Source organism: Hydrogenophaga sp. L310, assembly GCF_055703065.1.
In genome coordinates this window covers 122899-147747 of sequence record NZ_JBVPZA010000010.1, presented here as the reverse complement: position 1 = coordinate 147747, position 24849 = coordinate 122899, and the positions used below count along the sequence as shown (strand labels likewise).

At 66.7% G+C, this 24849-nt stretch carries 26 protein-coding genes; 13 read left to right on the top strand and 13 right to left on the bottom strand.

Annotated elements, in window-relative coordinates; genetic code table 11:
• Nucleotides 1–199: 199 nt before the first annotated feature.
• Together AC0GNO_RS17090 and bfr are read right to left on the bottom strand one after the other, a co-directional pair.
• A complete protein-coding gene (locus AC0GNO_RS17090; protein ID WP_472888602.1) occupies nt 200–439 on the bottom strand; it encodes a (2Fe-2S)-binding protein in 240 nt (79 codons plus the stop codon).
• Between the two features lie 144 nt (nt 440–583).
• The gene (bfr, locus tag AC0GNO_RS17085) at nt 584–1060 is read right to left on the bottom strand and encodes a bacterioferritin (protein ID WP_472904832.1); all 477 of its coding nucleotides are present in this window, start codon (nt 1058–1060) and stop codon (nt 584–586) included.
• A 180-nt stretch (nt 1061–1240) separates the two neighbouring features.
• On the opposite strand from bfr, the gene AC0GNO_RS17080 reads away from it, so the two are divergent.
• From AC0GNO_RS17080 to AC0GNO_RS17065, 4 genes are all read left to right on the top strand, one after another.
• The gene (locus tag AC0GNO_RS17080; protein WP_472888604.1) at nt 1241–1567 is read left to right on the top strand and encodes a hypothetical protein; all 327 of its coding nucleotides are present in this window, start codon (nt 1241–1243) and stop codon (nt 1565–1567) included.
• An 8-nt stretch (nt 1568–1575) separates the two neighbouring features.
• Entirely contained in the window at nt 1576–1836 is a 261-nt protein-coding gene (locus tag AC0GNO_RS17075) for a hypothetical protein (RefSeq protein WP_472904831.1), read from the top strand.
• A gap of 148 nt (nt 1837–1984) precedes the next feature.
• On the top strand, nt 1985–2272 hold the full coding sequence (locus AC0GNO_RS17070) for a hypothetical protein (protein ID WP_472904830.1): 288 nt from the start codon (nt 1985–1987) through the stop codon (nt 2270–2272).
• A 284-nt stretch (nt 2273–2556) separates the two neighbouring features.
• On the top strand, nt 2557–2754 hold the full coding sequence (locus tag AC0GNO_RS17065; protein WP_472904829.1) for a hypothetical protein: 198 nt from the start codon (nt 2557–2559) through the stop codon (nt 2752–2754).
• 14 nt (nt 2755–2768) lie between these two features.
• Here the strand turns inward: AC0GNO_RS17065 and AC0GNO_RS17060 are convergent, their stop codons facing one another.
• From AC0GNO_RS17060 to AC0GNO_RS17045, 4 genes are all read right to left on the bottom strand, one after another.
• Nucleotides 2769–3728, bottom strand: a complete 960-nt coding sequence (locus AC0GNO_RS17060; RefSeq protein WP_472904828.1) for a 1-phosphofructokinase family hexose kinase — start codon at nt 3726–3728, stop codon at nt 2769–2771.
• Nucleotides 3729–3769: 41 nt separating this feature from the next.
• Complete coding sequence (locus AC0GNO_RS17055) at nt 3770–4372, bottom strand: MOSC domain-containing protein (protein WP_472904827.1); 603 nt, start codon at nt 4370–4372, stop codon at nt 3770–3772.
• On the bottom strand, nt 4369–5766 hold the full coding sequence (locus AC0GNO_RS17050) for an aminopeptidase P N-terminal domain-containing protein (protein ID WP_472888608.1): 1398 nt from the start codon (nt 5764–5766) through the stop codon (nt 4369–4371). Before AC0GNO_RS17050 ends, AC0GNO_RS17055 begins: the two co-directional genes overlap by 4 nt.
• A 234-nt stretch (nt 5767–6000) precedes the next feature.
• Nucleotides 6001–6696: a nucleotidyltransferase family protein gene (locus tag AC0GNO_RS17045; RefSeq protein ID WP_472888679.1), complete on the bottom strand. Its 696-nt coding sequence runs from the start codon at nt 6694–6696 to the stop codon at nt 6001–6003.
• 133 nt (nt 6697–6829) lie between these two features.
• Here AC0GNO_RS17045 and tkt point away from each other — a divergent pair, with 133 nt between their 5' ends.
• Together tkt and gap are read left to right on the top strand one after the other, a co-directional pair.
• Nucleotides 6830–8914 (top strand): transketolase, encoded by a 2085-nt coding sequence (tkt, locus tag AC0GNO_RS17040; protein ID WP_472904826.1) that lies wholly within the window; start codon nt 6830–6832, stop codon nt 8912–8914.
• A gap of 45 nt (nt 8915–8959) precedes the next feature.
• Nucleotides 8960–9958: a type I glyceraldehyde-3-phosphate dehydrogenase gene (gene gap, locus AC0GNO_RS17035; protein WP_472904825.1), complete on the top strand. Its 999-nt coding sequence runs from the start codon at nt 8960–8962 to the stop codon at nt 9956–9958.
• 179 nt (nt 9959–10137) lie between these two features.
• Here gap and AC0GNO_RS17030 read toward each other — a convergent pair whose 3' ends face one another.
• The 3 genes from AC0GNO_RS17030 to AC0GNO_RS17020 form a co-directional block, all read right to left on the bottom strand.
• Nucleotides 10138–10881: an SPOR domain-containing protein gene (locus AC0GNO_RS17030; protein WP_472904824.1), complete on the bottom strand. Its 744-nt coding sequence runs from the start codon at nt 10879–10881 to the stop codon at nt 10138–10140.
• Nucleotides 10875–11687, bottom strand: coding sequence for a biotin--[acetyl-CoA-carboxylase] ligase (locus AC0GNO_RS17025; RefSeq protein ID WP_472904823.1), 813 nt, complete (start codon nt 11685–11687; stop codon nt 10875–10877). The genes AC0GNO_RS17030 and AC0GNO_RS17025 overlap by 7 nt, the downstream gene beginning before the upstream one ends.
• A 138-nt stretch (nt 11688–11825) precedes the next feature.
• Entirely contained in the window at nt 11826–12284 is a 459-nt protein-coding gene (locus AC0GNO_RS17020; RefSeq protein ID WP_472904854.1) for an SET domain-containing protein, read from the bottom strand.
• Between the two features lie 176 nt (nt 12285–12460).
• Between AC0GNO_RS17020 and AC0GNO_RS17015 the strand changes: the two genes are divergently transcribed.
• A complete protein-coding gene (locus tag AC0GNO_RS17015) occupies nt 12461–15430 on the top strand; it encodes a DNA topoisomerase III (protein WP_472904822.1) in 2970 nt (989 codons plus the stop codon).
• A 35-nt stretch (nt 15431–15465) separates the two neighbouring features.
• Nucleotides 15466–16122, top strand: coding sequence for a glutathione S-transferase family protein (locus AC0GNO_RS17010; protein WP_472904821.1), 657 nt, complete (start codon nt 15466–15468; stop codon nt 16120–16122).
• A 25-nt stretch (nt 16123–16147) separates the two neighbouring features.
• On the opposite strand, the gene AC0GNO_RS17005 is transcribed toward AC0GNO_RS17010, so the two are convergent.
• The 3 genes from AC0GNO_RS17005 to AC0GNO_RS16995 form a co-directional block, all read right to left on the bottom strand.
• Nucleotides 16148–17623, bottom strand: a complete 1476-nt coding sequence (locus tag AC0GNO_RS17005) for a sensor histidine kinase N-terminal domain-containing protein (protein ID WP_472888615.1) — start codon at nt 17621–17623, stop codon at nt 16148–16150.
• A gap of 216 nt (nt 17624–17839) precedes the next feature.
• Nucleotides 17840–18514 (bottom strand): response regulator, encoded by a 675-nt coding sequence (locus AC0GNO_RS17000; RefSeq protein WP_305359989.1) that lies wholly within the window; start codon nt 18512–18514, stop codon nt 17840–17842.
• Nucleotides 18515–18683: 169 nt separating this feature from the next.
• Entirely contained in the window at nt 18684–19169 is a 486-nt protein-coding gene (locus AC0GNO_RS16995; protein ID WP_472904820.1) for a MarR family winged helix-turn-helix transcriptional regulator, read from the bottom strand.
• Between the two features lie 250 nt (nt 19170–19419).
• Here AC0GNO_RS16995 and recA point away from each other — a divergent pair, with 250 nt between their 5' ends.
• From recA to AC0GNO_RS16980, 3 genes are all read left to right on the top strand, one after another.
• Nucleotides 19420–20517 carry a recombinase RecA gene (gene recA, locus AC0GNO_RS16990; RefSeq protein WP_472888617.1) on the top strand — a complete coding sequence of 366 codons (1098 nt, stop codon included), beginning with the start codon at nt 19420–19422 and terminating at the stop codon, nt 20515–20517.
• 45 nt (nt 20518–20562) lie between these two features.
• Nucleotides 20563–21012 (top strand): recombination regulator RecX, encoded by a 450-nt coding sequence (gene recX, locus AC0GNO_RS16985; protein ID WP_472904819.1) that lies wholly within the window; start codon nt 20563–20565, stop codon nt 21010–21012.
• A 79-nt stretch (nt 21013–21091) separates the two neighbouring features.
• A complete protein-coding gene (locus tag AC0GNO_RS16980) occupies nt 21092–21559 on the top strand; it encodes a CZB domain-containing protein (protein ID WP_472888619.1) in 468 nt (155 codons plus the stop codon).
• Between the two features lie 21 nt (nt 21560–21580).
• On the opposite strand, the gene argC is transcribed toward AC0GNO_RS16980, so the two are convergent.
• A complete protein-coding gene (gene argC / locus AC0GNO_RS16975; protein WP_472888620.1) occupies nt 21581–22504 on the bottom strand; it encodes an N-acetyl-gamma-glutamyl-phosphate reductase in 924 nt (307 codons plus the stop codon).
• A 188-nt stretch (nt 22505–22692) separates the two neighbouring features.
• On the opposite strand from argC, the gene sucC reads away from it, so the two are divergent.
• Both sucC and sucD read left to right on the top strand, forming a co-directional pair.
• Nucleotides 22693–23853 (top strand): ADP-forming succinate--CoA ligase subunit beta, encoded by a 1161-nt coding sequence (sucC, locus tag AC0GNO_RS16970; RefSeq protein WP_472888621.1) that lies wholly within the window; start codon nt 22693–22695, stop codon nt 23851–23853.
• A gap of 18 nt (nt 23854–23871) precedes the next feature.
• A complete protein-coding gene (gene sucD, locus AC0GNO_RS16965; RefSeq protein ID WP_472888622.1) occupies nt 23872–24765 on the top strand; it encodes a succinate--CoA ligase subunit alpha in 894 nt (297 codons plus the stop codon).
• Nucleotides 24766–24849 lie beyond the last annotated feature (84 nt).

Sequence of the window (24849 nt, the reverse complement as noted above, 5' to 3'; positions counted from 1 at the left end):
AGTCAATTGCGCATTCTAAATGCGCAGCCCAAAAAAGCCCAGTGCGCAAAAGTGCGTAGTGGGTGAGTTTGAAATGACATTTTCGGATGGAATGACCCCGCGCGGGGCCGATCCGGGCGGCTGAACGGGCCAGCGGTGGCGGGACGGACGCGTGGTGACGTGCGGGGTTGCGGGCCGTGAGGCCGCCAGGGCGCCGACTTCAGACCGGCGACAGTTGCAGCGTCCCGCGGGACAGGTGCTGCCTCAGTTCGTCAATCTTGAGGTGCGCGGTGGGTTGACCTGAGCGGCATTCGGACCACACCGCACGCGCGCAGCTCTCGCACTTGCCGCACTGCGTGGCCACCCCGAGCTCCAGCTGGATGTCGTCAAAGTCCATGCCCGAACGTGCAGCACGGGCAATGGTCTGGTCACTGACGCGGTGGCAAACACAAACAATCATGGCAGGCGGTTCCGGGAGGGGATAGGTCTGCAAATGATAATTGATCGTATTCAATTTGTGGAGTAACCAGCGAATGTGGAGGGGTATCCAGGCCCGCACCGGGGTACCGCATGCCCGCGTGAGATGCAGAGGGGTGTGGCCTGCTCAGGCGGGCTCGCCCATCTGGCTTTGCAGGTAGTTGGGAAGACCGACCTTGTCGACCAGCTCCAACTGGGTTTCCAGGAAGTCGACGTGCTCTTCGGTGTCGTCCAGGATCTTCTGCAGCAGATCGCGCGACACGTAGTCGCGCACCGACTCGCAGTAGGCGATGCCGTCCTTGATGGTGGCCTGGGCGCCGCGCTCAAGTGCCAGATCGCTGGCCAGCATCTCGGGCACGTTTTCCGCAATGTTCAGCTTGCCGAGGTCCTGCAGGTTGGGCAGGCCGTCGAGCACAAAGATGCGGTCCATGAGCCAGTCGGCGTGTTTCATCTCGCCGATGGACTCCGAATATTCCTTCTTGGCCAGCTTGTCAAAGCCCCAGTGCTTGAGCATGCGGTAGTGCACGAAGTACTGGTTGATGGCGGTGAGTTCGTTCTTCAGCTGCGCCTGCAGGTGGCCAATGGCCTTCTTGTCGCCTTTCATGAGCGGGTTCCTTTCTTGATGGGTTTTGAGGCTGTGGCTCGGATCATTGTCGTCATTCACAGGCACCCGCAGTGGAGGTCATCGGGGGCACTTTACAAATGCGAATCATTCGCATATGATTTGATTTTATGCCAACCGATCGTGGATTGCCGACACGATCTTCATCTCCCGGAGACCCTCATGCGCCACCCCCACTGTGAAGCCAGCGACCCGGACGATGACTGCGTCCGCCTGCCCTCCGTCGAGGCCTTGACAGCCGGTACGCTGGCGCTCATGACCTGTTACGCCCAGGCCCCGGCGGACGGCCCGAACCGCAGCCTGATGGCGCGAAAACTGGTCTCCAACCTGTTCTTCCTGTCCGGGCATCCCCACGTCTCGCCGCCCATGCGCGCCATGGCGGCAAACCTGCGCAAACGCTGGCAGCTTTCGCTGGAAGATGCGCTGGTGCAGGAAGTTCCTCCAGAACCCACACCGCTGTGGCACCGCGTGGCTGGGGGTGTGCATTGAGATGACTGGTGGAACGCCTGTCGCGCACCCTCGCCGGCCACACCGGCGTGTCCGGTTTCACCTGCCGCCAGCACCTTCCTGGCGTGCTGGCGCACGTGGCGCACGGGCCACTGCAGTTGCAGCTGTGGGCCTGTGGCGCCAAGCCCGGGCGCCGGGAAAAGCCCGACCCGCGCGAGCCCGTTTGGGCGCCGGCCCAGCACCGCGTGGTGGTGCTGCACCCGTCACCAGGCAGAGCCATTGCCTGTCCACGCCCAGGGAGATCCACATGATCCCAAGCCACAGCCCCGCACGGCAGCCGGAGAACCGCGATGAAGGGCCCTTGACGCCGGGACTGGCGCACGAACACGGGGTCCTGATGCGCCAGATGGGGGGCTGCAGAGCCGTTGCACCGAGCTGCTGCGGTCCTCGGCCGTCCATGTGGCTGCGCTGGAAGGCGACAACCTGCGGCTGCGCGCCGAACTGGTGCTGCTGCGCACCAGCGTGTTCTGGGGTTTGGGTGCAGCCACCGTGCTGCGCCGTGATCGACCGCTGGCGATGAAGCCGCGGCCTCCGGTGGCGTCCGGCACCCGCGAAGCCCAGGTCGTGATCTGCCAGACCGCTTGTGTGGGCCATGCCCATCCCTGGCTGGAAGAGGATGGTCAATGCCGGCTCAACGGTCAGGCCTGCGACCGGGTCAGCGACGATCCCGAAGCCCACCGTTCCTGAGCCGCCGGCGCATCGACCCGCCCCACCCGCACCCAGTGGTTGTCGAACTGCAGGGCCTGCGCGTTCGCCCCCGGGACCAAAGGCCGCAGGGGCGCTGCGCCATCGGTGCCCCGTGCAGCAACCCGGCCGGGCCCCGGCTGCTGGCCAGCCATCAGGCGCACGAGGAAGTGGAAGCGGGCCACACCGACCATGCAGACGCTTGCCTGGCGGCGCAGCCCTTGGCGGTCAGCCCGGTGGCGTCTGCTCCGTGCAGCGGACCCCGGTTCCATGACCAAGGCCCGTCCATGCACGACCGTGCCGAGTTGTGTGGGGGTGGGCGCACCCGGGCGATCCGGATCTACCGCGAACGGCTCGAGCGCCACGGCAAACCCTGCCTGTTTGTGGAATCACCCAGCCGCTCGGCCCTGGAGCGTGCCCTCAGCGGCTACAACGAGCCGCTGCGTGCCGCGCCACGCGAAGCTCAGGCGGACAAGGCACCCTGAAGGCCGAGCGGATCTCAGCCCGCCGGCTGGAGTTGCACCTGCGGCAGCAGGCGCTGCACATCTTCTCGGCTGCACAGACCGGTGCCGATCGAGAGCAGCGTGGCGGAGCCGGCGGCGACCCCGAGCGCAAAGGCGTCCTGCAGGCGGCGATGCTGCTGCAGCGCAAGCACCATGCCGCCCACGAAGCTGTCGCCCGCCCCCACCGCGCTGGCCACGGGGATGTCCAGCGGTGGGGCGCGCCAGCTCGCATCGCGCGTGACGAGCAGGGCACCCAGATGGCCCAGCGTCAGCGCCACGACTTCGGTCATGCCGCGTTGAATCAGCTGCCGGGCAGCACCCAGCCAATGTTCGGGGGTCTCCAGCGTCTCGCCACTGAGCTCGGCGAGTTCGCGCAGGTTGGGCTTGAAGAGGTACACGCCCTCGGCCAGCGCCGCGGCCAGTGCCGGCCCCGAGGTATCGAGCACCATGCGTGCGCCGCGTTCGCGGCACAGTCTTGCCAGCCGGGCGTAGAAGTCCACCGGCACACCCGGCGGCAGGCTGCCGCTGGCGACCAGCAGGTCGGGGAATTCGGGCAGCTGTTCCAGATGGCTCAGACAGGCCTGCCATTCGGGTTCGGTCAGGTGCGGACCCGGCATGACGAAGCGGAATTCGGCGCCGGTGCTGTGTTCGTGCACCGTGAAACTGACGCGGGTTTCGTCGGCGATCGGCAGGAAGACACTGTGCAGCCCCTCGTCGCGCATGCGCTTCTCCAGCCAGTGGCCGGCCGAGCCGCCGGTGGGGCACAGGGCGGTGCATGTGCCCCCCAGGCGCGTGATCACACGCGCCACGTTGATGCCGCCGCCGCCCGCGTCGTGCAGCGTGTCGCCGCAACGCAGCTTGTGCGTGGGCACCACGCGCTCGGTTTCGGTCGCCAGGTCGACCGAGGGGTTCATCGTCAGGCAGAGGACGCGCAGATGGGCTTGTTGTGTGTTCATGCTGGGGTTCTACCCGAAAACCATGACGCCCGATCGGCGGATCAACGCAGGTGTTTCAGGCGTTTGGCGGCGAATGCCTCGCTGACCCGCAGGCCACGGGTGCCCGGCACCAGCTGGAAGGCCTCACCCGCTTCGATGGTGCCGGTCCGCACCACGGCAAGGTAAAAGCCGGAACACAGCCGCTCCATCATGAGCCGACCCGCCTGGTTCAGCCCCATGACGGCGTTGAACTTGAAGCAGGGCTCGCGCGGCGCGGTCACGCGCAGCACGCAGCCGGGAAAGTGCAGCTCATCGCCGATCCAGACCTCGTGCTCCAGCAGGCCTTCGATGCTGAGGTTCTCGCCCATGAAGCCGGGCGGCAGCGCTTCGTCGAAGAGGCTCACGCCAGCTTCGCGGCGCTGCGCCTGCCAGAACGGGAGGTGTTCCACCGGATAGGCGTAGACCGCCTTGTCCAGCCCGCCGTGCACCGTGGGGTCGGCCTGCTCGTCGCTCTGCAGACCGAGCCGCCCGACCGACACCGGGCCAGCGACGGTTGACTTGCCGATGGCCGAAAGCACGCTGCGAGTGCCGATCCGCAAAGCGCGGGCGCTGCCGGTGTTGACGCTCAGGACGCGCACGGTGGGAGAAGCCTCTGGAACGATCACGCGCGCATCAGCGCTTCGATCTCCTCGGGCTGCACCGGCACGCCGCGCGAGATGAGTTCGCAGCCGGACTCGGTGACGAAGGCGTCGTCTTCGATGCGGATGCCGATGTTCCAGAACTCGCGTGGCACGCCGTCGCTGGGCCGCACGTACAGGCCGGGCTCGATGGTCAGCGCCATGCCGGGGCGCAGGATGCGGCTCGGGCGGTCTTTGATGGTCTCGCCGCTCAGCGGGTCCTGGCGTTCGCTCACGGTGTCCACCTCGGACGGCTCCACGTAGCTGCCGCAGTCGTGCACGTCCATGCCCAGCCAGTGGCCGGTGCGGTGCATGTAGTGGGCGAAGTAGTGGCGGTGCTGGATCGCGTCTTCCAGCGTGCCGACCTGGTTCTTGTCGAGCAGGCCGAGGTCCAGCATGCCTTGCGTGAGCACCTGCACCGCCGCTTCGTGGGGCGCCACGAAACGCGCGCCGGGCCGGGTGGCTTCGATCGCGGCCACCTGGCTCGCCAGCACCAGCTCGTAGAGCGCGCGCTGCGGGCCGGTGAAGCGGCCGTTGGCCGGGAAAGTGCGCGTGATGTCCGAGGCATAACCGTGGAGCTCGCAGCCGGCGTCGATCAGCACCAGCTCGCCGTCGCGGATCGGCGCGTTGTCGGCCCGGTAATGCAGCACGCAGGCGTTGGCCCCGGCGGCCACGATGCTGCCGTAGGCCGGGTACTGCGAGCCGTGCTGGCGGAATTCGTGCAGCAGTTCGGCGTCGAGGTGGTATTCGCGCACGTCCTGTCCGGCGCGCAGCATGGCGGCGCTGCGCTGCATGGCGCGGATGTGGGCGCCGGCGCTGATCTGCGCGGCGCGGCGCATGGTGTCGCGCTCGAACGGGTCCTTGAAGAGCCGCATCTCGTCGAGCACGCCGCACAGGTCGCGCTGCGACTCGGGGCACAGCGCGCCAAAACGCACCCGCGCGCGCACCGACTGCAGCCAGCCGTCGATCCGGCCTTCGAGGCCCTTGTGCGTGGCGAAGGGGAACCACACCGTGTGGCGGTTCTCCAGCAGCCGGGGCAGGCGCTGGTCGAGCTCGGCCACGGAAAAGGCCGCGCTCACGCCCAGGTGCTCGGGCGCAGCCTCGGGGCCCAGGCGTATGCCGTCCCAGATTTCGCGCTCCAGGTCCTTGGGCTGGCAGAACAGCGTGGTTTCGCCCTCGGCGGTGATCACCAGCCAGGCGTTGGGTTCGGAGAACCCGGTCAGGTAATAGAAGTAGCTGTCGTGGCGGAACAGGAAGTCGCTGTCGCGGTTGCGCTGGCGCTCCAGCGCGGTCGGCACGATGGCGATGCCGCCGGGGCCCAGCTGGGCGGCCACGCGGGCGCGGCGTTCGGCGTAGAGGGCGTGAGAGGTGTGTGCGTCCATGGACGCATTCTCCGTGTTTTGCAACGACCCCGCAGTGCCACTGCCCGGCGCGCAGTTCAACCAAGGATGCGGTGGAACCGGCTTCGCCGGGCCACTCGCATCGCCCCTTGGGGGGCTGAGGACCGCGGCTCCGAGCCTGCCTGCGCAGGCTTGGACGGGACGAAGAGGCATCGGCTCCGACGATGACGCGGCCTGCAAGGCACGCCGCAGGCGGCGCGGGGGGAGCCGATTGCTTCAGCCCAGTTCTTTCAAACGTTCGGGCGTGCCCACATCGGTCCAGGGGCCGGTGTAGAGCTCGGCGCTGACCAGCCCCGCGTCCATGGCTTTGCGCAGCAGCGGTGCCAGCGCAGCTGCCGTGCCCTGCGGGTTGCCGGGGATGGTGTCGCACCAAGGGGCTTCGAACAGGGCGCGGCGGTACAGGCCGATGGTGCTGTAGGTGTGTTTCAGGTCGGCCTGGTTGAGCGCCAGGCCCCCGGCGCTCAGGCCGAAGTCGCCACCGGGGTTGTGCGCCGGGTTCGGCACCAGCCAGAGGTGCGCCAGCAGGCCGCTGGCGGCGAAGCGGTCCACCCGGGCCTGCGTGAAGGAAAAGCCGGGCACGTACACGTCGCCCGCCAGCACCCAGAACACCTCGCCCAGCAGGGGCAGCGCGCGCGAGATGCCACCCGCGGTTTCGAGCGCATAGCCGAAGTCCTGGCCCTCGTGCGAAAACACGATCTGCGCGCCCGGGTGCTGTTGTGGCCAGTCGGCGAACCGCTGCTCGATCTGCTCACCCAGCCAGGCGGTGTTGACCACCAGGCGGGAGAAACCGCCCTGGTACAAGGCTTCCATCGGCCACTGCATCAGCGGCTGGCCTTGCACCAGCAGCAAAGGCTTGGGCGTCGCGTCGGTCAGCGGGCGCATGCGCATGCCGCGTCCGGCGGCCAGGATCATGGCGGGAACAGGGGCCTTCGCGGTGGTGTGGGTCGGGGTCACGTCCTCATTATTCACGAGCGGCCGGGGCGGCCCGATAAAATCCCGGGTTTGGCGCTCTTGCGCTGCCATCCCCCACCCTCCGGTTCCCCCCATGCTCGAAGCCGCCAACACCCCCACCAGCCCCGCCCCCGCCGCCATCCCCGGCGTGTCGCCCCAGACCCAGGCCAACGCGATCCGTGCGCTCGCCATGGACGCGGTGCAGGCCGCCAACTCCGGCCACCCCGGCGCGCCCATGGGCATGGCCGACATGGCCGTCGCCCTGTGGGGGCGCCACCTGCGCCACAACCCCACCAACCCCGCCTGGGCCAACCGCGACCGCTTCGTGCTGTCCAACGGCCACGGCTCGATGCTGATCTACGCGCTGCTGCACCTGACCGGCTACAAGCTGCCCATCGGCGAACTGAAGAACTTCCGCCAGCTCGGCAGCAAGACCGCGGGCCACCCCGAAGTCGGCCACACGCCCGGCGTGGAAACCACCACCGGCCCGCTGGGCCAGGGCCTCACCAACGCCGTCGGCATGGCGCTGGCCGAGAAGCTGCTGGCCGCCGAGTTCAACCGCGACGGCCACGCCATCGTGGACCACAACACCTATGTCTTCCTGGGCGACGGTTGCCTGATGGAAGGCATCAGCCACGAAGCCATCGCGCTGGCCGGCGCCTGGAAGCTCAACAAGCTGGTCGCCCTGTACGACGACAACGGCATCTCCATCGACGGCCAGGTCGCGCCCTGGTTCATCGACGACACGCCCAAGCGTTTTGAAGCCTGCGGCTGGAACGTGATCCGCGCGGTCGACGGCCACGACGCCGACGCCGTGGACAAAGCCATCGCCGCCGCCAAGAACAGCGCCGACAAGCCCACGCTGATCTGCTGCAAGACCAGCATCGGCAAGGGCAGCCCGAACCGCGCCAACACCGCCAAGGCCCACGGCGAGCCGCTGGGTGCCGAAGAGATCAAGCTCACCCGCGAAGCCCTGGGCTGGCCCCACGCCCCGTTCGCGGTCCCGAAAGACGTGTATGCCGCCTGGGACGCCAAGGCCGCCGGCAAGACCGCCGAGGCCGCCTGGAACGCGCAGTTTGCCGCCTACAAGGCGGCCTTCCCCGAGCTGGCCAAGGAATTCACCCGCCGCATGAAGGGCGAGCTGCCCAAGCAGTTCCACCAGGTCGCCGTGGACGCCGTGCTCGCGGCCCACACCCAGGCCGAGACCGTGGCCAGCCGCAAGGCCAGCCAGATTGCGCTGGAAGCCTTCACGGCCGCCCTGCCTGAGATGCTGGGTGGCAGCGCCGACCTGACCGGCTCCAACCTCACCAACACCAAGTCCACCCCCAACCTGCGCTTCGATCTGGCCGGCAACGTGGTCAAGAACGAGGCCGGCCAGGGTGGCCGCCACATCAACTACGGCGTGCGTGAATTCGGCATGGCCGCGGTCATGAACGGCGTCGCGCTGCACGGCGGCTTCATCCCCTACGGCGGCACCTTCCTCACCTTCTCCGACTACAGCCGCAACGCCATCCGCATGGCCGCGCTGATGAAGCAGCGCGTGATTCATGTGTTCACGCACGACTCCATCGGCCTCGGTGAAGACGGCCCGACCCACCAGTCGGTCGAACACGCCGCCAGCCTGCGCCTGATCCCCAACCTGGACGTCTGGCGTCCGGGTGACACGGCCGAAACCGCCGTGGCCTGGGCCGTTGCGTTGCAGAACGCCCACAAGCCGACCGCGCTGCTGCTCAGCCGACAGAACCTGCCCTACGCGCCCAAGCACGACCTCGGCGACATCAGCCGCGGTGCCTACGTGCTGGCCGAGCCCAGCGAAGTGGGCCTGAAGAAAAAGGCCCAGGCGGTGATCATCGCCACCGGTTCCGAAGTGCAGCTCGCGCTCAAGGCGCAGGACCTGCTGGCCCGCGCCTACAACATCGCCGTGCGCGTGGTCTCCATGCCCAGCACCACGACCTTTGACCGCCAGGATCCGGCCTACAAGGCGGACGTGCTGCCCAAAGGCCTGCCGCGCATCGCGGTGGAAATGGGCTCCACCGACGGCTGGTGGAAATACGGTGTGGCCGCGGTGATCGGCCTCGACACCTATGGCGAGTCGGCCCCGGCGCCGGCGCTGTTCGAGCACTTCGGCTTCACCGCCCAGAACGTGGCCGACACGGTGCGCACTGTGCTGACCAAGTAAGCAGTTTCGTTTTTGCTTTTCATCCATCCAACAGGAGTACAGGACATGACCATCAAGATCGGTATCAACGGCTTCGGCCGCATCGGGCGCAACGTGTTGCGCAGCGCGATCCAGAACTTCTCGGACATCGAAGTCGTCGCCATCAACGACCTGCTCGAACCCGACTACCTGGCCTACATGCTGCAGTACGACAGCGTGCACGGCCGCTTCAAGGGCACCGTCAAGGTCGAGGGCGGCAACATCGTCGTCAATGGCAAGACCATTCGCCTGACGCAAGAGCGTGACCCGGCGAACCTGAAATGGAATGAAGTCGGCGCCGACATCGTGATCGAATCCACCGGCCTGTTCCTCGACAAGGTCACGGCCCAGAAGCACCTGGACGCCGGCGCCAAGAAGGTCATCCTGTCCGCTCCTTCCAAGGACGACACCCCCATGTTCGTCTACGGCGTGAACCACACCACCTACGCCGGCCAGGCCATCATCTCCAACGCCTCGTGCACCACCAACTGCCTGGCCCCCGTGGCCAAGGTGCTGAACGACAAGTGGGGCATCAAGCGCGGCCTGATGACGACGGTGCACGCTGCAACCGCGACGCAGAAGACCGTGGACGGCCCGTCCAACAAAGACTGGCGCGGCGGCCGCGGCATCCTGGAAAACATCATCCCGTCGAGCACGGGCGCTGCCAAGGCCGTGGGCGTGGTGATTCCCGAGCTGAACAAGAAGCTGACCGGCATGAGCTTCCGCGTGCCCACCTCCGACGTGTCGGTGGTCGACCTGACCGTGGAACTGAGCAAGGAAGCCAGCTACGCCGAGATCTGCGCCGAGATGAAGGCGCAGAGCGAAGGCGCGCTCAAGGGCGTGCTGGGCTACACGACCGACAAGGTCGTGGCGACCGACTTCCGTGGCGAGACCTGCACCAGCGTGTTCGACGCCGACGCCGGCATCGCGCTGGACAGCACCTTCGTCAAGGTCGTGGCCTGGTACGACAACGAGTGGGGCTATTCCAACAAGTGCCTGGAGATGGCGCGCGTCGTCGCACGATAAGAGTCACCCCCGCGCCGCGCCTAAGGGCGCGTCACCCCCTCAAGGGGGCATCACCTGCGGCCCGGCGAAGCCGGTTCCGCGGTGATCGCTGGGATAAGGCATTTGGCGCCGGGAGCACTGCAGTGTTTCCGGCGCTTTTCGTTTCTGGGGCGCGAGGCGCAACGGCGCAGGGGGGGAGCCTATTCGCAGGGTTGGAGTCTTTTGCCCGCCAGAGCTGCGCCGAGGCCACTCACGGCGTTGCGCTGCGCTTCGGTGACGGCGGGCAGGCGCAAGGCAAAGCTGGTGCCTTCGGGCCGCTCCAGCGCCACGCGCGCGGTGCGCACGCCCTTTTTGCTCAGGTCCTTCAGGGCCTGCTCGGCCGAGGCTTCGCTGGAAAACGTACCCAGCGCCAGCCCCCGGCCCAGCGTCGGCACCGACACCTCGCGGAATTCGATCTTGATGTCGCGCAGCTCGGTCTTCTTGCGGGCCATCTGCTCGTCGTTGTAGCGCCCCATGTAGACCACCCAGCGCCCGCCACTGCGCACCTCGTTCAGCTGCCAACCGCCACCGGGCAAGTCCAGCTGCTGCAGCGCCGAGCGCAACACGTCGGCCTGCTCGGATGAAAAGCCCGAGGCCAGCCAGCAGGTCGAAGCGGGCGGTTCCGCCACAACCGGGGCCTCCGTGGTGTCTGCCACGGCCACGACGGTCGCTTCTGGTGGCGCGGCTGGTGTGGCTGGTGTGGCGGGCGCTGCGGCGGGGGCTGGTGCGGAGGCCGGTCGGGGGGCGTTGAGCAGGCGCAAGCCCTCGGGCCTGATCTGGGACTGCAAGCGCTCCGGTTCGGACTGCACCACCGGTTTCAGGCCCAGGGTGCCCAGGTAGCCCTGGGTCCAGGCGAAATAGCCCGCGTTGGCCAGTACCAGCAGCCAGATCACCACCCTCAACATGGCCGCACACCCACTTCCGAACTGGTGACCGCCTGCATGCCCTGGGCGGTCTGAACGAGCAAGGCCCCTTGCGGGTCCACGCCACAGGCGGTTCCCAGGGTGCCGTCGGACAGTCGCACGCTGCGCCCCTGCAGTGCATCGCGCCGGGCGAATCGCTCGGCAAAGGCGGCGAAGCTTTGGGATTCAAAGGCCAGGAGGTCGCGCACCAGCGGGGGCACCACGCGTTCCAGCACCTCGCCCGCGGTCAGGCCGACCAGCACCTCGGACAAGCCGGCGGGCGCCATGGCGGGCAGCACCGCATCGGGGCTGTCCAGGGCGCTCACGGCCGCGGTTTCGGGGCGGGCGATGTTGATGCCCACGCCCACCACCACCAGGCGCTGGTGCGCCGTGGCATCACCGGCCAGCAGGCCGTTGCTGGCGGTTTCCACCAGGATGCCACCGAGCTTGCGCTGGTGCAGCCAGAGATCGTTGGGCCACTTGAGCTGCACGTCCGGGTGCAGGCTCTCGGCCAGGCTCACGCCGACGGCCAGCGACAGGCCCGACCAGTCGGCCGGCGCCAGCGGCAGTGCGAGCGAAAACGTCAGCGACTGGCCGGCCTTGCTGTGCCATCCCTTGCCCAGGCGGCCGCGTCCGGCGGTCTGCTCCTCGGCCGCCAGCAGCACCGGCTCCATGAGCCCGGCGCGCGCGCGGCGCATGAGTTCGCTGTTGGTGGAGTCGATGCTGGGCAGCACCTCGACGGTGAAACCCGGCAGATCGGCGACGACCGCCTGCCAGAGCGATTCGACGTGGGCCAGCAGATCAGACATGGTCTGCAAGAGACAGGGACGGGCACGTCTCTGCGCCGGAGCGCGTGAAGCCGCCCAGGGCACCCGTGGAACCGGCTTTGCCGGGCCACAGGGTGCGTCCCCCCTTCAGGGGGGAAGACGCGAAGCGGCGCAGGGGGGTCATCCTAGCTTCGACGCTTTGCCGGCGCGCTTGGGCGCGAGCAGCGTGCCGCGGCAGTTTTTGGCGCCGCACCAGCAGGGGTACTCGGCCTTGAGCTTGGGCGTGTAGGGCTCGTTGATCACCAGCCCGTAGTCGTAGAACAGCTCTTCGCCCGCGGCGATGTTGCGCATGGCGCGGATGAAGACCCGGCCGTCGTCCACCTCGGCTTCGCAGTTGGGCTTGCAGCTGTGGTTGATCCAGCGCGAGGAGTTGCCCCCCACCTTGGCGTCGATGACGTGCGCTTCGTCGATGTGGAAATAGAAGGTGTGGTTCGGGTCGCTGGGATCGTGCGGGTGGCGCCTGAGCGCCTCGTCCCAGCTGATGATCTCGCCCACGTATTCGATCAGGGTCTCGCCTTCGGCCAGGTCGACCACCGCATACACCCCCTTGCCGTGCACGCCGGAGCGCCGTGTCTGGATGCGCCGGCTCGCGCGGGCCTGGGCCTTGGGAGCGGGGTCATCGGGGCGCGGCCGGGTCTGGCGGAGGCTTTTCTTCACGGCCGGAATTTTTGGTAAGGTTGATTCATGCAGGTGCGCGCGTGTGTGTGCGTACCCATGTGTGCGCGTGCATGCGCGCGTGAAAGTTGATTGTAGAGATGAAAACAGACGGTTTCGCCAAAACATTGGTCATTGCCGAGAAGCCATCCGTGGCCCAGGACATCGTGCGAGCGCTTACCCCGGTGGCGGGCAAGTTCGAGAAGCACGATGACCACTTCGAGAGTGACGGCTACGTCGTCACCTCCGCCGTGGGCCACCTGGTGGAGATCGCCGCGCCCGAAGAATTCGACGTCAAGCGCGGCAAGTGGAGCTTCGCCCACCTGCCGGTGCTGCCGCCCTACTTTGAGCTCAAGCCGATCGACAAGACCAAGTCGCGTCTGTCGGCCGTGGTCCGGCTGGCCAAGCGCAAGGACGTGACCCAGCTCATCAACGCCTGTGATGCGGGCCGCGAGGGCGAACTGATCTTCCGCCTGATCGAACAGTACGCTGGCGGCTTCAAAGGGGGTGCCTACCAGACGCTGGGCAAGCCGGTGCAGCGACTGTGGCTGCAGTCCATGACGCCCGCGGCCATCCGCGACGGCTTCGAACACCTGCGCAGCGATGCGCAGATGCAGGGACTGGCCGACGCCGCGCGCAGCCGTTCCGAGGCCGACTGGATGGTCGGCATCAACGGCACGCGCGCCATGACCGCCTTCAACTCGCGCGACGGGGGCTTCTTCCTCACCACCGTGGGCCGGGTGCAGACGCCCACGCTGTCCATCGTGGTCGAGCGCGAGGAAAAGATCCGCGCCCACCGCAGCCGCGACTACTGGGAAATCCACGGCGCCTTCCTCGCCGAGGCCGGCGAGTACCCCGGCAAGTGGTTCGACCCCGCGTTCAAGAAGCCCACCGGCGACGACGCCGACCTGGAGCAGCGCGCCGACCGCGTCTGGAGCCAGCGCGAAGCCCAGGCGATTGCCGATGCGGTGCGCGGCAAGGCCGCCAGCGTCACCGAAGAAAGCAAACCCACCACGCAGGCCAGCGGCCTGCTGTACGACCTGACCAGCCTGCAGCGCGAGGCCAACGGCCGCTTTGGTTTTTCTGCCAAGACCACGCTGCAGCTGGCGCAAAGCCTGTACGAGCGCCACAAGGCCCTGACCTACCCGCGTACCGATTCGCGCGCGCTGCCCGAGGACTACCTGCCCACGGTGAAACAGACTTTCGAGATGCTGGCCGGCAGCGGCATGAAGCACCTGGCGCCGCACGCGCTGACCGCGCTCGACGGCGGCTACATCCGCCCGAGCAAACGCATCTTCGACAACAGCAAGGTGTCGGACCACTTTGCCATCATCCCGACGCTGCAGGCACCGAGCGGCCTGAGCGAAGCCGAGCAGAAGCTGTACGACCTGGTGGTGCGCCGCTTCCTCGCTGTGTTCTTCCCCAGCGCCGAGTTCATGGTGACCACGCGCATTTCTAAAGTTCTGAATCATCATTTCAAGACCGAAGGCAAGGTGCTGGTCAAGCCGGGCTGGATGGCGGTCTACGGCAAGGAAGCCGCCGAAGACGTGGTCGATGCCAAGGAGGGCGACAAGGGGCAGAACCTGGTGCCGGTGCGCGAAGGCGAGACCGTGCGCACCGAATCGGTGGAAACCAGGGGCCTGAAAACGAAGCCGCCCGCGCGCTATTCGGAAGCCACGCTGCTGGGTGCCATGGAAGGCGCGGGCAAGCTGGTGGATGACGACGAACTGCGCGAAGCCATGCAGGAAAAAGGCCTGGGCACGCCCGCCACGCGCGCGGCCATCATCGAAGGCCTGCTGACCGAGAAGTACATGTTCCGCGAAGGCCGCGAGATCATCCCCACGGCCAAGGCCTTCCAGCTCATGACGCTGCTGCGAGGCCTGGGCGTGGAAGAGCTCTCCAAGCCCGAACTCACCGGCGAGTGGGAATACAAGCTGTCGCAGATGGAGCACGGCAAACTGAGCCGCGCCGCCTTCATGGGCGAGATCGCCGCCATGACCGAGCGCATGGTGAAGAAGGCCAAGGAATACGACCGCGACACCATCCCGGGCAACTACGCCACGTTGTCCACGCCCTGTCCGAACTGCGGCGGCGTGGTGAAGGAAAACTACCGCCGCTACGCCTGCACCGGCGCCGACGGCAACAGCGAAGGCTGTGGCTTCTCGTTCGGCAAGTCGCCAGCCGGTCGCACCTTCGAGCCCGAAGAAGCCGAACAGCTGCTGGCGACCAAGAAGATCGGTCCGCTCGAAGGCTTCCGCTCCAAGGCGGGCTGGCCCTTCGTGGCCGAGATCGTGATCAAGTTCAACGAAGAAGACAAGAACTGGAAGCTGGAATTCGACTTCGGCGACGACAAGAAAAACGAAGAGACCGGCGAGCTGGTCGACTTCACCGGCAGCGAGTCGCTCGGCGCCTGCCCCAAGTGTGGCGGCGCGGTGTTTGAGCACGGCGCCAACTACGTGTGCGAAAAATCGGTGCCCACCCTGGCGCAGGCCACGCCGAGCTGCGACTTCAAGAGCGGCAAGATCATCCTGCAGCAGCCGGTGGCGCGCGAGCAGATGAGCAAGCTGCTGGAAACCGGCAAGACCGACCTGCTCGACAAGTTCGTCTCCATGCGCACGCGCCGGGCCTTCAAGGCCTTCCTCGCCTGGGACAAAGAGGCGGGCAAGGTGAACTTCGAGTTCGCACCGTCCAAGTTCCCGCCGCGCAAGACCGCGGCCGGCGCACCCGTGCGCGCGGCCGCCAGCAAAGCCGCACCGGCCAAGAAGGCGGCGCCCGCGAAGAAAGCCGCAGCCAAAAAGACGCCCGCGGTGAAAGCCCCCAAGGCACCGCGCAAGACCACCGCCGCCAGCGGCAAGCAGCCCAGCGCTGCATTGGCCGCGGTGATCGGTGCAGACGCCGTGTCGCGCCCGGAAGCGGTCAAGAAGCTGTGGGACTACATCAAGGCCAACGGCCTGCAGGACGCGGCCAACAAGCGCAACATCAACGCCGACGCCAAGCTGGAACCGGTGTTCGGCAAGCCGCAGGTGACGATGTTTGAAATCGCCGGCGTGCTGGGCAAACACCTGAGCTGACCGGGTTTTCACTTTCTTCAGGAGACCACACCACCATGAGCCTCAAACTCTATTTCGCCCCGGGCGCCTGCTCGTTCGTGCCGCACAGCATGCTGGAACTTTCGGGCGCGGCGTTCGAGCCCGTCAGCGTGAAGCTGCACAAGGGCGAACAGCGCTCGGCAGACTACCTCGCCATGAACCCGCGCGGCCAGGTGCCGGTGCTGGTGGACGGCGGCGAGGTGATCACCCAGATCGTGGCCATCCTGTTGCACCTGGATGCGATGCTGCCGCAGGCCGGCATCCTGCCCGCCTCGGGTCTGGCGCGCACGCGTGCGCTGTCCACGCTGGCCTGGATGAACAACACCGTGCACCCCACCTTCACCCATGTGTTCATGCCGCAGAAGTTCACCGACGACGAAGGTGCGCAAAAGGTCATTCGTGCGTTCGCCGCGAACAGCTACCGGGGTCTGCTGGGCGAGATCGAGGTGCTCGCGGCCCAGGCGGCGCCCTGGCTCACGGGCGAGAAGCCTGGTGCGCTCGACGCTTATGCGCTGACCCTGTTGCGCTGGGGCGGCTATGCCGGCATCGACCCCACCACCTTCCCCGCCACCTGGGATCTGGCCCAGCGTTTTGCGGCGCTGCCGGCCGTGGCGCGGGCGGTCGAACGCGAGAAGCTGCAGCTCAACGTGTACCAGCCGGCGACAACGGCCTGATTTTCCGCGACCGCGTCGCCTGGCTTCAGTCCTTGTCCGGGGACTTGCGGGGCGCAAAACGCACCGACGCGCGCAGACCCCGGTGGGCACGTTCTGGCTGGGCGTCCTCCATGGACACCACGGCGCCGTGTTGCTGCGCGATCTCGTGCACGATGGCCAGGCCCAAGCCCGAGCCGTCGACGTTGGTGCCCAGCGCGCGGTAGAACGGCTGCAGCACCAGCTCACGCTCGTTCTCCGGGATGCCCGGGCCGTTGTCTTCCACCTGCAGGATCATCACGCCGCTGAAGCGGTCCAGCAGAACGCGGGCCGTGACCACGCCGCCGCGACCGGAGTAGTTGATGGCGTTGTCCACCAGGTTGCGCGTCATCTCCTGCAGCAGGGTCGGGTTGCCGTCCATCAGGCAATCCGCGGGCATCTCCTCAGGCCCTTCGTAACCCAGGTCGATGCCGTGCTCCAGCGCCCGCGGCACGGAGTCCTGCACGACGCCCGTCACGAGCTTGGCGAGGTCGATGCGCGCGGTCGGCAGCGTGCGGCCGGTGGTCTCGGCGCGGGCGAGTGACAACAGCTGGTTGACGGTGTGGGTGGCGCGGGTGCTGGAGCGCGCGATCTGCTGCAGCGAGCCGCGGATTTCCTGCGGATCGCTCTCGCGTTGCGCCAGCTCGGCCTGCATGCGCAGCCCCGCCAGCGGTGTCTTGAGCTGGTGGGCCGCGTCGGCCAGGAAGCGTTTCTGCGTGCTCAGCGAGGTCTTCAGCCGCGTGAGCAGGTCGTTGATGGACGAGACCAGGGGCGCCACTTCCTGCGGAATGAAAGACTCCTCGATCGGACTCAGGTCGTCGGGCTTGCGCGCGCGAATGCGCTGTTCCAGCTCGTTGAGCGGGCGGATGCCGCGCACCAGCGCCATCCACACCAGCAGCACCGCCAGCGGCAGGATCACGAACTGCGGCACCATCACGCCCTTGATGATTTCGGTGGCCAGCGTGGAGCGTTTTCCCTTGGTTTCGGCCACCTGCATCAGCACCAGGCGTTTGGGGTCCTGGTTGCGCGAGAGCCAGGCGTAGGCCACACGCACTTCGTCACCGCGCACGATGTCATCGCGCAGCATCACCCGCCCGGGTTCGGGGGTCTCGTTGTCCTGCGGCAGGGGGAAGTCGCCCTCGCCGCTGATGAGTGTGCCGCGCGGGTCCAGCACCTGGTAGTAGACGAGATCGCTGTCGTCGGCGCGCAGCAGGTCGCGTGCCTGCGGTGTCAGGTTGAAGCTCACCTGGTCGTTCTGGTTCACCACGAACTGCGTCAGCGCCTGCAGGTTGAACTCCAGCGCCCGGTCAAACGGCTTGCTCGCAATGCCCTGCGCGACAAACCAGGTCAGTGCCAGCGACAGCGGCCACAGCAGCAGCAGCGGCGTGAGCATCCAGTCCAGGATCTCGCCAAACAGGCTGCGCTGCTCGCGCTGGAACAGCCCGAACGACATCTGGCCGTTGTCGTGTTTTTTGGGATCGGACATGTCAGCTGCGGCGGTTTATCGCAAACTTGTCCGGAGCGAAGGGTTCCAACCCAGAGCACCGTGGAGCCGGCTTTGCCGGGCCACCAGTGCTGCCCCCTGGGGGGCTGAGGGCTGCGGCTCCCAGCCTGCCTGCGCAGGGTGGGACAGCCCGAAGAGTCAGGGCTTCTGGCCCTGACGCGGCCTGCAAGGCACGGGCGTTCGGCGCGGGGGGGGCCTTCATCCAGGGATTTTTTCAAGGCAATAACCCAGCCCCCGCACCGTCGCGATGCGGATCGGTCCCTTCTCGATCTTCTTGCGCAGGCGGTGGATGTAGACCTCGATGGCGTTGTTGCTCACCTCTTCGCCCCACTCGCACAGGCGCTCGACCAGCTGGTCCTTGCTCACCAGGCGCCCGGCGCGCTGCAGCAGCACTTCGAGCAGGCCCAGTTCACGCGCCGAGAGCTCGACCATCTTGCCGTCGATGGTCGCCACACGTCCGGCCTGGTCGTATTCCAGCGGGCCGTGTTTGATGGTGTTGGTGCTGCCACCCATGCCGCGGCGCGTGAGCGCGCGCACCCGCGCTTCGAGCTCCTGCAGAGAAAACGGTTTGGCCATGTAGTCGTCGGCGCCATAGTCCAGGCCCTTGACGCGTTCCTCGATGCTGTCGGCCGCCGTCAGGATCAGCACCGGCAGCGCCGAACCGCGTGACCGCAGGCGTTTGAGCACCTCCAGGCCATGCATCCGGGGCAAACCCAGGTCCAGGATCAGCAGGTCGAACTCGTTGTTGGTCATCAGTGCGGCGTCGGCTTCGCTGCCGCTGGCCACATGGTCCACAGCCGCGCCGGCCGCGCGAAGACTGCGCAGCAGACCATCGGCCAGAACCTGGTCGTCTTCGGCAATCAGGATGCGCATGCGGGTTTCCTTTGCGGCCGGTCGGACGGCCTGTAGTGGGGGCTCGGTCAGCCGCACAACCGGCTGGTGGCGGCAGGGTCTCCGCGGCCATTTTAGGCTTCGCCGAAGGGGTCGGTTCCGGGATAAACCCCCGGCGCGCGGGCCGCCTGGGCGCGTGCCGCGCGGCCATTCAGGTGCCGTACGCCTCCAGCCCCAGCGCCACCACGGTGGCCACCTCGGCGCCGACCTGGGCGCGAAATTCCGCCTCGGCCTGCGCCACCGCCTGGCGAAACGCCTCCAGCCAGAGCAGGCCGGTGCCGGTGAACACGATGCGCCTTGCGCGCGCATCCAGCGGATCGGGTTCGCGCCGCACCAGGCCCCAGGCTTCGCACTGTGTCACCAGATCGCCCATGGCCTGCTTGCTCATGCCCGCCTGGTGGGCGAGTTCGGTCAGGCGCGAGCCCTTGAGCGCCAGGTGGCGCGTGATGTGGATGTGGGCCGCGCCCACCTGCGCCCGTGCGGCGAGGTTGGACAAGCCCAGCGGCACGTTGGCATCGTGCGCCATCAGGTGCAGCACGCGCTCGTCAAAACGTCGCAAAGCCAGACCCATCAGACGGCCCAGATGTCCGGAGCGCCAGCGGTCGTCGGGGATGGCAACGTGCCGTTCAGCATTCATGGGTTCAGTCGGAAGAAGAAGTGCATCCCGCCCAGGGCGCCGCGGAACCGGCTTCGCCGGGCCGCCAGCGCCGTCCCCCTGGGGGGAAGCCGCGCAGCGGCGCAGGGGGGGATGTAAATAGTAAGGCAAATTGACCAAATAATGGCTTGTTTGATATATACAAAGCGGTAAACTGCTGTTCAAGCATCCAGCCTGTACACAAAAACACCTGTTGGAAGCGAACACCCACTCACCCGCTCAGGAGCATCACATGGACGCAACCGTCAAGAACAACCCCGTCAACAGCGAAAAGGCCAAGGCCCTGCAGGTCGCACTGGCCCAGATCGAAAAGCAGTTCGGCAAAGGCACGATCATGCGGCTGGGCGAGGGCGAGGTGATCGAAGACATCCAGGTGGTGTCCACCGGCTCGCTGGGGCTGGACATCGCGCTGGGCGTCGGCGGCCTGCCGCGGGGTCGCGTGATCGAGATCTACGGCCCGGAATCCTCGGGCAAGACCACGCTCACCCTGCAGGCCATCGCCGAAATGCAGAAAGTGGGCGGCCAGTGCGCTTTTGTCGACGCCGAACACGCGCTGGACATCCAGTACGCGCAGAAGCTCGGCGTCAACCTGCAGGACCTGCTGATCTCCCAGCCCGACACTGGCGAACAGGCGCTCGAAATCGTCGACAGCCTGGTGCGTTCCGGTGCGGTCGACCTGATCGTGGTCGACTCGGTGGCCGCGCTCACGCCCAAGGCCGAACTCGAAGGCGAGATGGGCGACAGCCTGCCCGGCCTGCAGGCCCGCCTGATGAGCCAGGCGCTGCGCAAGCTCACCGCCCACATCAAGAAGACCAACTGCATGGTCATCTTCATCAACCAGATCCGCATGAAGATCGGCGTCATGTTCGGCAGCCCTGAAACGACCACCGGTGGCAACGCGCTCAAGTTCTACGCCTCGGTGCGCCTGGACATCCGCCGCACCGGCACGATCAAGAAAGGCGAAGACTCGATCGGCAACGAGACCAGGGTCAAGGTGGTGAAGAACAAGGTGGCGTCCCCGTTCAAGACGGCCGAGTTCGACATCCTGTTTGGCGAAGGCATCAGCCGCGAAGGCGAAATCCTCGATCTGGGCGTGCTGCACAAGGTGATCGAAAAATCCGGTGCCTGGTACGCCTACAACGGCGAGAAGATCGGCCAGGGTCGCGACAACTCGCGCGAATTCCTGCGCGAGAACCCCGATCTGCGCGTCGAGATCGAGAACAAGGTGCGCACCGAACTCGGCGTGCCGCTGCTGCCCACCGACGAAGCCGCCGCGCCGGCCAAAGGTGGCAAGGCCGCCAAGGCGGAGAAAGCCGCCGTCGCCGAATAAGCGGTCCGGTGGATCGCACGCACCAATCGACAGCGGCAGGCTGAAATGGGCTTTGATCAGCCGTCACTCAAGGGCCGCGCCCTGCGTCTGCTGGCCGGCCGCGAGCATTCGCGTGCCGAGCTGGAGCGCAAGCTCAAGCCCCACGAAACCGAGCCCGGTGAACTGGCCCGCGCACTCGATGATCTGCAGGCGAAGGGCTTCATCGATGAGCGGCGGGTGGTGGCGTCGGTGCTGCACCGCCGTGCCAGCCGGCTCGGCGCGTCGCGCGTGAAGCACGAGCTGCAGGCCAAGGGCGTGAGCGCCGAAGCCGTGGCCACGGCCGTGGCTGGTCTGCAGGGTTCCGAGTTCGAGCGCGCGCGCGAGATCTGGCGCCGCAAGTTCGGTGAGCCGGCCGCCGATGCCGCGGGACAGGCCAAGCAGATGCGCTTCCTGGCCGCTCGCGGCTTTGGCGGGGATGTCATCCGAAAAGTGGTGAGCGGGCGCCACGAGGACTGAGCGGCTGAGAGCCTGGCGTTCGCATTACCATCCGGGGTATTCAAAAGCACGCCACAATGCGTGTCCCTGGAGACAAACCATGGCTTTATTCCGGCGGTTCTTTGGCGCTGAAGGGGCGGTGCACGACCACCAGCTCCAGGCGGAGGCTGCGGGCGCCGCGCAGGGCCTGGACATCGACGCCGCCGTGGCCGCCCACCAGCAGTGGAAGCAGCACGTGCTGGCGCATCTGGCCGGCCACCCCGAAGCCGGACTGGACGTCGAACAGATTTGCCGCGACGACCGTTGCGATCTGGGCCGCTGGATCCATGGTCAGGCCCGGGCCCGCCTGGGCACCTTCCCGGGGTTCACCGCCTTGCTTTCGCACCACCGCATGTTCCACCACGTGGCGTGCAATGTGCTCGCGCTGGAGCAGGCGGGCAAGCGGGCCGACGCCCGACGCATGGTGGCCGACCAGTTCGAGGCCTATTCGGACCGGGTGACGGAAGACCTGCGCTTGTTGCAGCAGGTGGTGAACCAACCCCGCAGCGAACCCGGTCGGTCGAACTGAGCGGACGGGCCGCTCAGGCTCTCAAAGGCCGAGCATGAGCTGGAGGTTTTGCACCGCGGCGCCGCTGGCGCCCTTGCCCAGGTTGTCCAGGCGCGCGATCAGCACGGCTTGACGATGGGCTTCATGGGCAAACACCCGCAGCTCCAGCTGGTTGGTGTCGTTGAGGGCGGTGGCGTCGAGCTTGCCGCTCTCCGGTGCGGGCTCCACGCTGACCCAGCCGCCGGCCGAGACACTGGCCGCGTAGTGGGCGACCAGCGCATCGTGCAGGTCGCTGGCTTTCGGCGCGCCAGGCAGGTCGTCCAGGTGCAGTGGCAGTTGTACCAGCATGCCCTGGCGGAAATTGCCCACGGCGGGCATGAAGATGGGCCGGCGGCTCAGGCCGGTGTAACGCAGGACTTCGGGAATGTGTTTGTGCGTCAGGCCGAGCGCATAAGCCTCGTGCAGCGGGGCTTCGCCTTTTTCATAGGCTTCGATCATGCTGCGGCCGCCGCCCGAGTAACCGCTGACCGCAGGCAGCGAGACCGGGAAGTCTTTCGGCAGCAGCCCGGCATCGACCAGCGGACGCAGCAAAGCGATGGCGCCGGTGGCGTAGCAGCCGGGGTTGGCCACACGATCCGCTTTCATCACGGCCTCGCGCTGGTCGGCACAGAGTTCGGGGAAGCCATAGGCCCAGCCGGGCGCGCAGCGGTGGGCGGTGGAGGCGTCGATGATCCGGGGTTTCCGGCCCGGCAGGCCCTCGATCATGGCCACCGATTCGATGGCCGCATCGTCGTGCAGACAGAGGATCACCAGATCGGCCTGCGCCATCAGATCGCGCTTGGCTTCGGGGTCCTTGCGCCGCTCCGGCGCGATGCTCAGCAGCTCGATGGCCGGCATCGTTTGCAGGCGTTCGCGAATCTGCAGGCCGGTGGTGCCGGCTTCGCCGTCGATGAAGATCTTGGCCATGGCGTCTCCTGTGGGTGTCAGTCAGGGTTCAGCGTCGGCCTTTATAATTATGCATTACGTAAGCCGCTGCTTATATAGATTGGTGCGTTGCACCATGATACAGTCGCCGGCTGCCGTGTTCATTGCCCGTGCGCCGGCTGCGCCTTTTTGGCCGGATCGAACAACCCCCCCAGTCCGAGAGAGACCTCATGAAGATTCACGAGTACCAAGGCAAGGAAATCTTGCGTCAATTTGGTGTGCCGGTGCCCCGCGGTATCGCGGCATTCACGGTGCAGGAAGCGGTGGAAGCCGCGCAAAAACTGGGTGGCCCGGTCTGGGTGGTGAAAGCCCAGATCCACGCCGGTGGCCGCGGCAAGGGCGGCGGCGTGAAGGTTGCCAAGACCATTGAAGACGTCAAGCGCATCGCGGGCGAAATCCTGGGCATGCAGCTCAAGACCCACCAGACCGGCCCCGAGGGCCAGAAGGTGCGTCGCCTCTACATCGAAGACGGCGCCGACATCAAGAACGAGCTGTACGTGTCGCTCGTCACCGACCGCGCGACCCAGAAAGTGGCGTTGATCGCATCGAGCGAAGGCGGCATGGACATCGAGGAAGTGGCCCACGCCACGCCCGAGAAGATCATCACCGAGATGATCGACCCCCTCACCGGCATCACGGCTGAGCAGAGCAAGAAGGTGGCCGCCGCCATCGGACTGAGCGGCGCCTCCGTGGACCAGGCCGTGGACATCTTCGCCAAGATCTACAAGTGCTACATGGACACCGACGCGTCCCTGGTCGAGATCAACCCCCTGAACTGCGACTCCAAGGGCAACCTGATGGCCCTGGACGCGAAGTTCAACTTCGACGCCAACGCGCTGTTCCGCCACCCCGAGATCGTGGCCTACCGCGATCTGGACGAAGAAGATCCGGCCGAAATCGAAGCCTCGAAGTTTGACCTCGCCTACATCAGCCTGGACGGCAACATTGGCTGCCTGGTCAACGGTGCCGGTCTGGCCATGGCCACCATGGACACCATCAAGCTGTTCGGCGGCGAACCGGCCAACTTCCTCGACGTGGGCGGCGGTGCCACCCCCGAGAAGGTCACCGAAGCCTTCAAGATCATGCTCAAGAACCCCAAGGTTGAGGGCATCCTGGTCAACATCTTTGGCGGCATCATGAAGTGCGACACCATCGCCACCGGCGTGATCACCGCCTGCAAGGCCGTGAACCTGTCCGTGCCGCTGGTGGTGCGCATGAAGGGCACCAACGAAGAGCTGGGCAAGAAGATGCTGGCCGAGTCGGGCCTGCCGATCATTGCGGCCGACACCATGGCCGAAGCCGCGACCAAGATCGTCGCTGCCGTCAAATAAGCCCGGAGAAGAAACACCATGTCGATCTACATCAACAAAGACACCAAGGTCATCACCCAGGGCATCACGGGCAAGACCGGTCAGTTCCACACCGAAAAGTGCCAGGAATACGCGAACGGCAAGAACTGTTTCGTGGCCGGTGTGAACCCCAAGAAGGCCGGCGAGTCGATCTTCAACATCCCGATCTACGCCTCCGTCAAGGAAGCCGCGGCGCAGACTGGCGCCACCGTGTCGGTGATCTACGTGCCGCCCGCAGGCGCTGCCGCCGCGATCTGGGAAGCCGTCGAGGCCGACCTCGACCTGGCGGTCTGCATCACCGAAGGCATCCCGGTCAAGGACATGCTGGAAGTGCGCAACCGCATGAAGGCCAAGGAAGCCGCCGGCGGCAAGAAGACCCTGCTGCTGGGCCCCAACTGCCCCGGCCTGATCACGCCCGAAGAAATCAAGATCGGCATCATGCCCGGCCACATCCACCGCAAGGGCCGCATCGGCGTCGTGTCCCGTTCGGGCACGCTGACCTATGAAGCCGTGGCCATGCTGACCGAAGTCGGCCTGGGCCAGTCCAGCGCTGTGGGCATCGGTGGCGACCCGATCAACGGCCTGAAGCACATCGACGTGATGCGCGCCTTCAACGACGATCCCGACACCGACGCCGTGATCATGATCGGCGAGATCGGTGGCCCCGATGAAGCCGAAGCCGCCATGTGGTGCAAGGCGAACATGAAGAAGCCCATCGTCGGCTTCATCGCCGGTGTGACGGCCCCTCCCGGCAAGCGCATGGGCCACGCCGGTGCGCTGATCTCCGGTGGTGCCGACACGGCCGATGCCAAGCTCGCCATCATGGAAGAGAGCGGCTTCATCATCACGCGCAACCCGTCCGAGCTGGGCAAGCTGCTCAAGGCGCAGCTGTGAAACGGCTCCCACGCTGACGTGAAAAAGGCAACGCTTGCGTTGCCTTTTTTCTTGGGTGCATCACAAATGACGCCTGGTGGTCAC

Excerpts from the sequence above, each read along its gene's own strand:
- gap (WP_472904825.1), top strand. The coding sequence starts at position 8,960 with ATGACCATCAAGATCGGTATCAACGGCTTCGGCCGCATCGGGCGCAAC.
- tkt (WP_472904826.1), top strand. The coding sequence starts at position 6,830 with ATGCTCGAAGCCGCCAACACCCCCACCAGCCCCGCCCCCGCCGCCATC.
- AC0GNO_RS17065 (WP_472904829.1), top strand. The coding sequence starts at position 2,557 with ATGCACGACCGTGCCGAGTTGTGTGGGGGTGGGCGCACCCGGGCGATC.
- AC0GNO_RS17045 (WP_472888679.1), bottom strand. The coding sequence starts at position 6,696 with ATGATCCTGGCCGCCGGACGCGGCATGCGCATGCGCCCGCTGACCGAC.
- sucD (WP_472888622.1), top strand. The coding sequence starts at position 23,872 with ATGTCGATCTACATCAACAAAGACACCAAGGTCATCACCCAGGGCATC.
- AC0GNO_RS17090 (WP_472888602.1), bottom strand. The coding sequence starts at position 439 with ATGATTGTTTGTGTTTGCCACCGCGTCAGTGACCAGACCATTGCCCGT.
- AC0GNO_RS16995 (WP_472904820.1), bottom strand. The coding sequence starts at position 19,169 with ATGAATGCTGAACGGCACGTTGCCATCCCCGACGACCGCTGGCGCTCC.
- argC (WP_472888620.1), bottom strand. The coding sequence starts at position 22,504 with ATGGCCAAGATCTTCATCGACGGCGAAGCCGGCACCACCGGCCTGCAG.
- recX (WP_472904819.1), top strand. The coding sequence starts at position 20,563 with ATGGGCTTTGATCAGCCGTCACTCAAGGGCCGCGCCCTGCGTCTGCTG.
- AC0GNO_RS17025 (WP_472904823.1), bottom strand. The coding sequence starts at position 11,687 with ATGTCTGATCTGCTGGCCCACGTCGAATCGCTCTGGCAGGCGGTCGTC.
- AC0GNO_RS17030 (WP_472904824.1), bottom strand. The coding sequence starts at position 10,881 with ATGTTGAGGGTGGTGATCTGGCTGCTGGTACTGGCCAACGCGGGCTAT.
- sucC (WP_472888621.1), top strand. The coding sequence starts at position 22,693 with ATGAAGATTCACGAGTACCAAGGCAAGGAAATCTTGCGTCAATTTGGT.
- AC0GNO_RS17050 (WP_472888608.1), bottom strand. The coding sequence starts at position 5,766 with ATGGACGCACACACCTCTCACGCCCTCTACGCCGAACGCCGCGCCCGC.
- bfr (WP_472904832.1), bottom strand. The coding sequence starts at position 1,060 with ATGAAAGGCGACAAGAAGGCCATTGGCCACCTGCAGGCGCAGCTGAAG.
- recA (WP_472888617.1), top strand. The coding sequence starts at position 19,420 with ATGGACGCAACCGTCAAGAACAACCCCGTCAACAGCGAAAAGGCCAAG.
- AC0GNO_RS16980 (WP_472888619.1), top strand. The coding sequence starts at position 21,092 with ATGGCTTTATTCCGGCGGTTCTTTGGCGCTGAAGGGGCGGTGCACGAC.
- AC0GNO_RS17080 (WP_472888604.1), top strand. The coding sequence starts at position 1,241 with ATGCGCCACCCCCACTGTGAAGCCAGCGACCCGGACGATGACTGCGTC.
- AC0GNO_RS17005 (WP_472888615.1), bottom strand. The coding sequence starts at position 17,623 with ATGTCCGATCCCAAAAAACACGACAACGGCCAGATGTCGTTCGGGCTG.
- AC0GNO_RS17010 (WP_472904821.1), top strand. The coding sequence starts at position 15,466 with ATGAGCCTCAAACTCTATTTCGCCCCGGGCGCCTGCTCGTTCGTGCCG.
- AC0GNO_RS17015 (WP_472904822.1), top strand. The coding sequence starts at position 12,461 with ATGAAAACAGACGGTTTCGCCAAAACATTGGTCATTGCCGAGAAGCCA.
- AC0GNO_RS17000 (WP_305359989.1), bottom strand. The coding sequence starts at position 18,514 with ATGCGCATCCTGATTGCCGAAGACGACCAGGTTCTGGCCGATGGTCTG.
- AC0GNO_RS17060 (WP_472904828.1), bottom strand. The coding sequence starts at position 3,728 with ATGAACACACAACAAGCCCATCTGCGCGTCCTCTGCCTGACGATGAAC.